This is a genomic window from Howardella ureilytica (assembly GCF_054657495.1).
The window spans coordinates 13,981-25,645 of record NZ_BAAHYP010000006.1 but is presented as its reverse complement, the minus strand read 5'-3'; the positions used below and the strand labels follow the sequence as shown (position 1 = coordinate 25,645).

Sequence of the window (11,665 nt, the reverse complement as noted above, 5' to 3'; positions counted from 1 at the left end):
TGCTTATTTCTTGTGTTTTAACGGGATTTTTATGGTAAATACCGTTTCTCCGAACTTTTCTCCGTCCGCTGCCGGTTTACTTACGACTTTAATTTGTCCTCCGTGACCGGATACTATGGAATCAACAATGGACAATCCCAATCCGGTACCGCCGGTTTCTCTCGATCTTGCTTTATCCACCCTGTAGAAACGCTGGAAAATATGCTTTTGATGTTCTTCAGGAATACCGATACCCGTATCCTGAATTCGCAGGAAAAAGGAATCGATATCGGCGTTTAACGTAACAATGACTTTTCCGCCTGGCACATTGTATTTTATAGCATTCTCAACAAGGTTTGTGACAACCTGAGTAAGCTTAATATCATCTACTTCCGCTTCAATGTTTCTCATACTCTCATAAACTATCTCAATGTTTTTTTCGTCAGCAATCGGAGTAAGCTTCTTTAACATTACTTCTACGAGAGTATTAATATTTACAAGCGAAATATTTAATGAGGAAACGGAATTATCCATTCTTGTGAGCATAAGAAGGTCATCTATTATTTCTTTTTCCCTGTCAATTTCGGAAGCAATATCTTTTAAGAAGTCTTTGTAGATATCTGCGGGAACATCTTCCTCCTGAAGAAGAGAGTCGGCAATAAGCTTCATGGATGTCATAGGTGTTTTTAATTCATGTGATGCATTAGAAACAAATGCATTCAGTGCCTTGTCAACCTCCGCGGAATTATACATAATCCTGTTGAAAGATGCGGCTGTTGCCTTATATTCAAATGAACCGGAATTTTCCTGAAGTCTTATTTCAGTATTTCCGTCGGCTATTGAACTTATTGATTTATCAAGTTGTACATATTTTCTTCTTATTATATATACGTAGAGAATAATAATAAGAATCAATATAAATGAAATTGATACTGATATAATCTGGAACCGCTCTTTCTCATAGAGAAACATTTCGTCTATATCCGAAATATCTGAGCTTACAAGAGCAACGCCGATAATTTTATTATTGCTGTCAAAAATAGGAGAAGCACTTTCAACGCTTCGGGTATTTTTATTGTAAATGTTGGCGGCTTCTCCGGAGCCGTAAGCCTTATATATAATCGACTTGGAAATCGTTTTACCGTTATCGAGAGAATATGAATCCATTATTACGGAAAAATTATCATCGATAATACGGAGTCGGATATTGTTTAACCTTGCAAAATCAGACATTGAATTCACAATTCCGAGGGATTCCGCTTCACTGTAGGAACCGACCTTGCTTATTCTGTCGGCTACAACATTACTTTTAAGCATGTTGTCGGTCAACTCCGAATTAATGATGACCGATTGATAATAATATCCGTTAAAATAATTAAAAATATTAATGGGTATTATACAAAAAGCAACAAACATGGCAGCCGTTTTAAAGAAAATACTGTTAAATACATTTTTTATTTTAACGGAAAAGCTTTTCTTATCGTTATTGGAATATGATTTATCAGGCATGGAAATAATAACCTACTCCCCATTTTGTATGAACATATTTAGGACTGCTTGGATTTTCTTCAATCTTCTCTCTTAATCTTCTTATATGTACATCAATGGATCTTGCGTCAGCTTTATCTACTTCCCCTCTTACGATTTTTAACAAATCCTGTCTTGAAAACACTTTATTGGGCTGTTTTGCCATAGCTTCAAGAAGGTTGAATTCGATAACCGTAAGATCCGCATCTCTGCCGTCTATATAAAGAGTTCTGCTGTCTAGATTAAGACGGAAAAGGCCGTAAACAATTTCGTTGGAAGAATTTTCCTTTTTATCGTTAGATCCCCTTCGTCTGAGAACGGCTTTTATACGTGCCTTTACCTCAAGTATATTATAAGGCTTTGTAATATAATCATCCGCACCGTATTCAAGCCCCATTATCTTATCCATATCTTCACCTTTGGCCGAAAGCATAATTATCGGTACGTCGGAATACTCTCTTATTCGTTCACAAACCTCATATCCGCTGAGTCCGGGGAGCATGACATCGAGTAATATAATGTCGGGCTTTTCACTCTCCGCAAGCGCAAGCGCCTCGTCGGCGTCGTATGCACATACAACATCAAAGCCGTCTCTTTCAAGACTAAACTTCAGTCCTTTGATAATAATTTTTTCATCATCAACAGCTAAAACCTTTGTAGCCATAAATCACCTCAATAACAACTTAAACTTTAATTAAATCCTTTATTTTGGAAAATGCCGATTCTTTTATTCCCGATACGTTCATAATATCTTCTATGGTTTTAAAACTGCCGTGCTCCCTGCGATATGCAATAATGGAACCTGCTCTTGCCTCTCCTATACCCGGAAGAGACATAAGAGATGTCAAATCAGCCTTGTTAATGTTGATTTTACCGGAGTTGTCCGAAGATGAATCCGCCTTATCTGATTCCGTATTATTTTCCCCCGAATTATCATTTGCGGTATTTCCCATGGAATAGATCTCTATCTTAGATGAATCTTCAACAGGTTCCGCCATATTAATGCTTGTTAAATCGGCATCTTCGAGAGTTCCTCCTGCCATATTTACGGCATCTATTACTCTGTCCCCGTATTTCAACTCATATACTCCGGGCGTACGAACCCTTCCGCACACATATACAACTAATTTTTCGACAGCGGATGTATCGGTATTAAATTCATTTTCCCTGTTATTGTCTTTATTTGCGGCGGAAGACTCCGAAACGGTGAAATCATCCGAAGAATTTTTATTACTTTGAAAAAATATTAAAGATACGATTCCGCAAATAAAAACAAATGAAAAAATAATTATGTTTTTTGTATATTTATATCTTTTAAAAACATTCTTTTTCAAGTTATGCTCCTTAATCAGATTAAGGATCTCCTATCGCATACTGTCTTAATAATATCCGAGATAAAAGGTATTTACAAGGTAAAACATTAAAAATACATATGTAAAATATCGTCTGCTTTATATTAAAAATATATGGGATTATATAATATTTTATCGTAATCAAATACAAACACCTTTTGGTTTAATTTTATTTAGTTTTATGAGTTGGTTATAATATGCTACACTTAACCGATACAGTATATATGGAGATGATTATGAATAATACAAATACATACATAAAGAAAAAAAGTAAATTCAGGCTTTTTTTTCGGAACATATTTATAAAAGATACAAATGAATTTATATTGACCGGTAATATCAGATATATATTGGCAGTCCTCATTCCAATTCTTATATTTGTGGTCTTATTTATTATCAGAGGCGTTGCGCCTTTCGGAAACAGATTATATATGCCGTCCGACATGTATCATCAATATACTCCGTTTTATTCGGAACTATGGTACAAAATAAGAAACGGCGGAAGTATATTTTATACGTGGAACAACGGTCTGGGAAGCAATTTTTTGGCGGAATACGCCTATTATTTATCAAGTCCCGTCAACTGGATTGTTGCATTGTTTCCGCATAATATGATACCGGTTGTTTTGGATTGGATTATTGTTGCGAAGTGTTCAATGGCATCACTTACAATGACAGTATATTTGTCAAAACATTTTAATACGAAAAGTTCATTTACTGCTTTTTTGGCCGTGTTTTATGCTCTGTCCGGTTACATGGCGGCATATAAATGGAATGTTATGTGGCTTGACTGTATTGCCGTTGCGCCCCTTGTAATTCTCGGATTGGAAAGGCTGGTAAATAAGAATAAGCCTTTTATGTTCTGTATCACTTTATCGTTAAGTGTATTATTTAATTACTATATTGCCATAATACTTATCGTCACACTGGTTATATATTTTATTGTATTGCTCATATTGGCAGATCCAAAGGAGAATAAATTAAAGTTTTATTTATCAAGAACGGCAAAATTTATTATTTACGGAATGATTGCCGTGGGAATTGCATGCATATTGCTAATACCGGAATATTATGCTTTTAAGTTATCGGCTTCGTCTGACAGTGATTTTCCTAATACATTAAGATTTTATTTTGATTTCGGCCTTATGTTTTCAAGACATATATCAAATCTCGATACATATATGTGGACAAAGCATTATCCGAATATATATTGCGGAGCATTTGTATTTGTTTTGATACCGTTGTTTGCCATGAATAAAGAAATAAAGTTAAAAACCAGAATTGTATACGGAGCTTTACTTGCCGTATTTCTGTTTAGCTTCATGACTAATATTCCGGATTATATATGGCATGGTATGCATTTTCCGAACTCTCTTCCGGCAAGACAGTCATTTATGTATATATTCTTTATGCTGACTGTAATGTATATGACAATAAAACACAGAAGAGGAATAAGTATTACACATATTATAATAAGCGCTTCGATATCCAACGCATTTCTTGCATATGTGTACTTTATGTATGCCGGAGATACAACTCTTGTTGACGATAATAACTATATATACGGCAGATGGAGCATAATAGGTACAATTATATTAATATGGATATACTATTGCTTATTGCTCTGGGATAAATATATTCTGTCCCAAGAATCCGATAAATCTTCTTTGGGAGTTAAAAGAAAACGAAGATTGTCAATGAAGGCATGGTTTACATTTGTAATTTCCGGGACAATGGTAACGGAATGTGCTTTAAATATGGGAATTACCGGACTTCCGACGCTATCATACGGCGGATATATAAAAAACGACGAAAAAATGGCTGAAACTGTTTCACGCATTTCTACCGACAATAATAATGAATTTTTCAGGCTTGAACAACAGGAGCCGAGAACCAACAATGACGGAAACTGGTATTCCTACCACTCAATGAGTATATTTTCTTCTTCATCTCCAAAGGGCCTTTCGCTTTTATATAAAAATATGGGAATGAAATCGTCCGTTAATTCATATAACGGACTGGGAGCCACGTTATTTGCATATGCCTTTTTCGGGGTTCAATATGTTTCAAGCAGATATTCAGATTACAGCGATCCGTTCATGAGTAAATATGAAGAGAATGAAAATTATACAATATATAAGTTAAACAGTGTCTTACCTATAGGTTACTCAATTCCTGCTGCCCTTGCAAAAGAGAGTTTTGTGTCAAGAACAACAATCTCAGGTGCATTATTATATCAAAATGACATTTTTAAAAAGATGACCGGTATCGGGGATTTATTTACAAAAACAGATACAATAGATTATGAAAGATTAAAAACCGTTACCGCAGAACGATCCGGACACTATTATATGGAATTATCAGGAAATGCACCGGAAGATATTACTATTACAAAGGAAAGTGATGTATATTCAAAAACATTTTCTGATTTAAATAAGCATAATCACATCGTTGATATCGGATATCTTAAAAAAGGAGAATCCATAGATATTGACTCTGAAAAAGAAATGAATGCCGAAATATATGTAATGGATGAAAACAATCTCTCAGACGGAATAAAAAAACTGAACAACAACTCCGTTACACTTTCGCGATATACCGATACATCAATTGAAGGCGACATTGATTCTTCCGGAGGAAGCGTTTTATTTACATTTCCTTATGATCCGGGCTGGACGCTTTATGTGGACGGAGTAAAAACCGACACTTATGAGGTAATGGGTTCATTAACAGGCGCGGATATATCGGACGGAAAACATCATATATTTATGGAATATAAGCCGAAAGGTTTATATCTTGGTTTAACTGTTTCGTTATCATGTGTATCATTGCTCGCAGCTATAATGATTATTAAATATAAAAATAAAAAGTGAATATATCGTTTTGATATGTTATTATAAGATGATTATATTATAAAGCCATAAGATAAGATTTTATTCTTATGGCTTTGTTATTTGTACGAACAGTATATTTAAAATTTGGAGGACATATATGAAACTCTGGGGTGGACGATTTACAAAAGAAACAGATAAACTTGTAAATGACTTTAATGCTTCTATCGGTTTTGATAAAAGACTTTATAAACAGGATATAGAGGGAAGTATTGCTCATGCTGCCATGCTTGGTGATTGCAATATTATTCCGAAAGAGGAATCCGAGCTTATTGTTTCCGAACTTAAGAATATTTTAAGAGATATTGAAGACGGAAATCTGGTTATAGACAATGAGTATGAAGATATACATACATTTGTGGAAGCTAATCTCATTACAAGAATCGGCGATGTCGGGAAAAAACTCCATACGGGTCGCTCCAGAAACGATCAGGTTGCTCTTGATATGAGATTATATATTCGCTCAATGATAGAACATACCAATCTTTTGCTTAAAGAGTTTTTGGAAGCACTTTTAAAAGTAATGAAGGAAAATATCAATACTTTTATGCCCGGATTTACACATTTGCAGAAAGCTCAGCCGATAACGCTTGCACATCACCTGGGAGCATATTTTGAAATGTTTGTAAGAGACAGAGGCAGGCTTGAAGACAATTATAAGAGAATGAACTATTGTCCTCTCGGCGCAGGCGCTCTTGCCGGAACAACATATCCTCTTGACAGAGATCAGACAGCTAAACTTTTAGGCTTTACGGCCCCTACAAGAAACAGCTTGGATTCGGTATCCGACAGAGATTATCTGATTGAATACTTATCGGATCTTTCGATTATAATGATGCACTTAAGCAGATTGTCCGAAGAAATATGTATTTGGAATTCAAACGAATACGGTTTTACGGAAATTGATGACGCATATTCTACGGGAAGCTCCATTATGCCTCAGAAGAAGAATCCCGATATTGCGGAACTTGTTCGCGGAAAGACAGGCAGAGTATACGGAGCTTTGGTTTCCCTGCTGACCGTTATGAAGGGACTGCCTCTTGCATACAATAAAGATATGCAGGAAGATAAAGAATTATCCTTTGATGCTATTGATACCGTTAATAATTCCATCATTTTATTTACGGGAATGATAGTAACCATGAAATTTAATGAAAACAGAATGAAGGACAGTGCCATGAAAGGATTTACAAATGCCACGGATGCAGCGGATTATCTTGTAAAACACGGCATGCCGTTCAGAGATGCTCATCGAGTTATCGGTGAGATGGTTTTGTATTGCCTTGATCGTAACATATCTCTTTCGGATCTTACTCTTGATGAATTTAAAGAGTTTTCCGAGATATTTGACGGGGATATTTATGACGCAATAAGCCTTGAGACATGCGTCGACGCAAGGCTTACAAAGGGTGCTCCGGGACCGGAAAGAATGCGTGAAGCCATCAATGAATACGAAAAGTATTTATCCGAATAATTTAAATACGGAATAATATTAAAATTATAAATATAAAAAACAAAAAAGGAAGTACGGAATCGCCGTTATAAGCAGGTTTAATTACTTAATAATTCGGCATATCGCACTTCCTTTTTGTATATCTATATATTACATATTACATCAGGCTGTTCGCCTGTTAAATAATATTCGGGATTTAAGTGACATTTGAAATTATAAAGTCAAAAATATATGTTCTTAAATGTTTATTATGACATATATCCGCCTCTTTTTATGATTTTTAATCTGGCATCAGGCTCTTTTACTTCAGCTTCGGTTACTGAACTGCTGTCATTTAATTTTACGCATATTACGCCTGCCGCACCCTTTTTATTTACCGGAATGTCAGATAAATAAAAATTAATCCTCTTTTTGTTGCTTCCCTTAAGGGTTACCGTTCTTGTATCCGTATCCGACATATTGTTTTTTCCGATATCAATAATACTTATAATACGATCACCCGGATTAAGTTTTGTGGATGCCGTCAATTTTTTTGTAACCGAGAATTCGGATTTTTCAACTTTTTTTCCTAAGCCGTTTGATGTAATAAACAATAAAAGACCGTTGCCGTCGTTTTCAAGTTCTCTGTCTGTTGTTATATAAACCACATTTTCTTCTGCAGTGACAAGTTTGGATATATTGTCAATCGGAACGCCTTTTTCCTTAAGCTTTGTAAAAGGAATATCACTTACCGATACTTTGTGTAAATTACCTTTATCCGTAAATATCAATAATGTATCCGTATTAAGACAGCTGTATACGAATTTATTTTCCGAAATTACCGTATCGGCATTTTTATCATATACAGTTCCGTCTATCATTCTTACATATCCCAGTCTGTCCATTAAAAAGTTCATGCGGACCGTAGGAATTTCTCTTTCAGGCACTATCGCTTCTTTTGCATCCGTTATTACGGTTTTTCTTTCATATCCGTAATCTTTCTTTATGTGCTCCAGATCTTTTTTTATAACTTTTATTATTTCCTTTGTACTTGAAAGAATTTTCTCATATGATGCTATATCCTTAAGACATTTATTATATTCTTTATGCAGCTGCTCAAGTTCCAATCCTATAAGTCTGTACAATCTCATTGAGAGGATCGCATCCGCCTGTTTCTCGGTAAATAAAAGCGTCTTGGCATTTTCCTTTGACTCTTCGGATTTAAAATTAATGTTATCGACTTTTCCGTATATTAAGCATTGTTTGGCATCATCAAGTTTTTTTGAACCTCGCAGAATTTCAATAATTAAATCTATACAGTCTACTGCTTTAATCAATCCTTCTTTTATTTCTTTATTGATGAGTTCTTTCTCGAGAAGAGTTGAATATTTTCTTTTATTAATATCAATCTGAAAATCAGTAAAATGTTTAAAAATATCGATCAATGAAAGGGTTTCCGGTCTTCCGTTTACAGTAGCGAGCATATTTACGCCGAATGTATCTTCAAGCTTTGTCTTTTTGTAAAGGAGGTTTGTAAGATAGTCTGTATCAGCATTTTTTTTAAGTTCCAAAACTATTCTTATACCGTCTTTTGAAGATTCGTTTGAAATATCCGTAATCTCATTTGCCTGCTTACTGTCAATAAGAAGTGCCACATCGGACATGAACTTGGTAATATTATTACCGATCATGGTATATGGAATCTCGGTAATGACAAGCCTGTCTTTTTCTCTTCCCTTTCCCTTTTCAAATTGTATTTTACCGCGCAGTCGTATTTTGCCGGTTCCGGAATTATAAATATCATATAAATCCGATTTGTTAATTACTATGCCTCCTGTGGGAAAATCAGGACCTTGCAGGATATTTAATATGTCCGAGAGAGATACGGTGCCGTTTTTAATGATTGTATTGTCAAAATAATAAATAATCGCATCAATTACTTCATTAAGATTATGAGTCGGAATGTTGGTAGCCATACCTACTGCTATTCCGTCGGCACCGTTTACAAGTATATTAGGTACTCTTACGGGTAGAACTTCCGGTTCGCTTTCGGTACCGTCAAAATTAGGGATAAAATCAATTACGTTTTTATCGAGATCCGTTAAAAAAACATCCTTTGTAAATTTTTTAAGCTTAGCTTCCGTATATCTCATTGCGGCAGCTCCGTCTCCCTCAATGGATCCGAAATTACCGTGACCGTCAACCAGCGCCATTCCCTTTTTAAAATCCTGACTGAGAACAACAAGGGTTTCATAAATCGAACTGTCGCCGTGAGGATGATACTTACCCATGGCATCGCCTACTATACGTGCGGATTTTCTGTGAGGTTTATCAAAGTTTAAACCCAGCTGATCCATGGCATAAAGAACTCTTCTTTGAACAGGTTTGAGCCCGTCTCTTATATCAGGCAATGCTCTGGCAGTAATAACACTCATGGAATAATCTATATATGATTTTTGCATAACATCAGAATATTCGGTTTTAATAATTTTTTCAGACATAGTTCTCTCCTATTGTGTGTTTATGCATCGATTTCCGCTTCTGAGGCATGTTCTCTGATAAAGTTTCTTCTCGGAGGAACATCGCTGCCCATAAGCATTTCGGTAACTTCATTTGCAAGGCGAATATCCTCTATTTCCACCTGTTTCAATATTCTTGTTTCCGGATTAAGGGTTGTTTCCCACAATTGTTCAGGATCCATTTCTCCGAGTCCCTTGTATCTTTGTAAAGTAAATGATTTTCCTCTGTGTTTTTTTCTGTAATCTTCAAGCGCCTTATCATCATACAGATATTCACCCTTTCCGTTCTTTTGAATAACCTTGTACAGCGGAGGAGTTGCGATATAAATATGACCGTTTGTAATCAGTTCAGGCATGAATCTGTAGAAGAATGTTAAAAGTAAAGTATCTATATGAGCTCCGTCAACGTCTGCATCAGTCATGAGAATGATTTTATTATATCTTAGTTTGGTTATGTCAAAGTCATTTCCGTAACCTTCGGAGAAACCGCATCCGAAGGTTAAAATCATGGATTGAATCTCCGTATTGGCCAGTACCTTATCCATGGATGCCTTTTCAACATTAAGGATTTTGCCGCGAATCGGCAGAATTGCCTGAGTAGCTCTGTTACGGGCGGTTTTGGCAGAACCTCCGGCAGAATCTCCCTCTACTATAAATACTTCACATTCTTCCGGATTTTTACTTTCGCAATTGGCAAGTTTACCGTTGCTGTCAAATGAATACTTTGTTTTCTTTAAGACATTATTTTTTGCCTTTTCTTCAGCCTTTCTGATTTTAGCCGATGCAACGGCACATTCTATGACAGCTTTCAGTTCTTCCTGATGCTTGTCAAAATAGAGGGTTATTTCATCTCCCGTAATATTTGATACGGCAACTCCCGCATCCGGGTTGTCCAGCTTCGTTTTTGTCTGACCTTCAAACCTGGGAGCAGGATGCTTAACGGCAACAACTGCGGTCATTCCGTTTCGTACATCAAGACCGGTAAAGTTTGCGTCCTTATCCTTTAATATTCCGAGTTCCCGTGCATATTGATTTATAATGGTTGTAAATTTCTGTTTAAAACCCGTAATATGCGTTCCGCCCTCTTGTGTATAAATATTGTTGCAAAATCCGAAAATGTTCTCCTCGAAAACATTTACATATTGAAATGCTACTTCAACTTCAATTCCTTCATAAACGTCTTTAAAGTGGATTATTGATGAAACTGCTTCTTTATTCTTATTGATGTCAGCGACATAACTTTCTATGCCCTTAGGCTCATGAAATATGATTCTCTCATCTCTTCCGAATCTTTTATCTTCAAAAATTATGGTTAAATCGGGGTTTAGGTATGCGGTTTCATGCAGTCTTGACTTAACGGCATCTTCCTTAAAAACTGTTTTTTCAAATATTTCATCATCCGGTAAAAAAGAAACCTTTGTACCGGTATCTTTTTTTAAGCATTTACCTACTTGTTCAAGGGGGGACTTGGTTATACCCCTTTCAAATATCTGTCGGTAGATTATGCCGTCTCTTTTTACTGTAACAACAAGTCGTTTTGAGAGGGCATTTACAACGGCGGCGCCTACTCCGTGCAGACCTCCCGATATTTTATAACCGGAATTTTCAAACTTACCTCCGGCATGCAGCATGGTAAATACAACTTCAACTGCCGGTATCCCGGCGGTTGGATGCATTTCGACGGGCACTCCCCTACCGTTATCCTCAACGGTTACCGAACCGTCAGATTCAAGAGTAACTGTTATTTCTGAACAAAAACCTTCTAAATGCTCGTCAACTGCATTATCCACTATTTCATATATTAAATGATTAAGCCCCCTTATCCCTGTACTTCCTATATACATTCCGGGTCTTTTTCGGACAGCTTCAAGGCCTTCCAATATGGAAATTTGTTCGGCGCTGTAATTATTATCTGACATATACTCTCCTCTGATCCCTGTTTGTATTAATTAAACTTTTAAATCT

The 11,665-nt window shown here is 36.0% G+C and carries 7 protein-coding genes; 2 read left to right on the top strand and 5 right to left on the bottom strand.

Going from position 1 to position 11,665, the window contains the following annotated elements; all coding sequences use genetic code 11:
- Window positions 1-3 precede the first annotated feature (3 nt).
- The 3 genes from ACYQ1N_RS04010 to ACYQ1N_RS04000 are packed head-to-tail and all read right to left on the bottom strand — an operon-like array spanning window position 4 to window position 2,840.
- A complete protein-coding gene (locus ACYQ1N_RS04010) occupies window positions 4-1,488 on the bottom strand; it encodes a sensor histidine kinase (RefSeq protein ID WP_459833036.1) in 1,485 nt (494 codons plus the stop codon).
- Entirely contained in the window at window positions 1,481-2,170 is a 690-nt protein-coding gene (locus ACYQ1N_RS04005; RefSeq protein ID WP_459833034.1) for a response regulator transcription factor, read from the bottom strand. Before ACYQ1N_RS04005 ends, ACYQ1N_RS04010 begins: the two co-directional genes overlap by 8 nt.
- A gap of 19 nt (window positions 2,171-2,189) precedes the next feature.
- On the bottom strand, window positions 2,190-2,840 hold the full coding sequence (locus tag ACYQ1N_RS04000) for a helix-hairpin-helix domain-containing protein (RefSeq protein WP_459833031.1): 651 nt from the start codon (window positions 2,838-2,840) through the stop codon (window positions 2,190-2,192).
- A 254-nt stretch (window positions 2,841-3,094) separates the two neighbouring features.
- Here ACYQ1N_RS04000 and ACYQ1N_RS03995 point away from each other — a divergent pair, with 254 nt between their 5' ends.
- Together ACYQ1N_RS03995 and argH are read left to right on the top strand one after the other, a co-directional pair.
- Window positions 3,095-5,731 (top strand): YfhO family protein, encoded by a 2,637-nt coding sequence (locus tag ACYQ1N_RS03995; RefSeq protein ID WP_459833028.1) that lies wholly within the window; start codon window positions 3,095-3,097, stop codon window positions 5,729-5,731.
- A 118-nt stretch (window positions 5,732-5,849) separates the two neighbouring features.
- Window positions 5,850-7,223 carry an argininosuccinate lyase gene (gene argH / locus ACYQ1N_RS03990; RefSeq protein WP_459833026.1) on the top strand — a complete coding sequence of 458 codons (1,374 nt, stop codon included), beginning with the start codon at window positions 5,850-5,852 and terminating at the stop codon, window positions 7,221-7,223.
- A gap of 227 nt (window positions 7,224-7,450) precedes the next feature.
- Here argH and ACYQ1N_RS03985 read toward each other — a convergent pair whose 3' ends face one another.
- Together ACYQ1N_RS03985 and ACYQ1N_RS03980 are read right to left on the bottom strand one after the other, a co-directional pair.
- Window positions 7,451-9,682: a DNA gyrase subunit A gene (locus ACYQ1N_RS03985; protein WP_459833023.1), complete on the bottom strand. Its 2,232-nt coding sequence runs from the start codon at window positions 9,680-9,682 to the stop codon at window positions 7,451-7,453.
- A 20-nt stretch (window positions 9,683-9,702) separates the two neighbouring features.
- A complete protein-coding gene (locus ACYQ1N_RS03980) occupies window positions 9,703-11,619 on the bottom strand; it encodes a DNA gyrase/topoisomerase IV subunit B (protein ID WP_459833021.1) in 1,917 nt (638 codons plus the stop codon).
- Window positions 11,620-11,665: the final 46 nt, after the last annotated feature.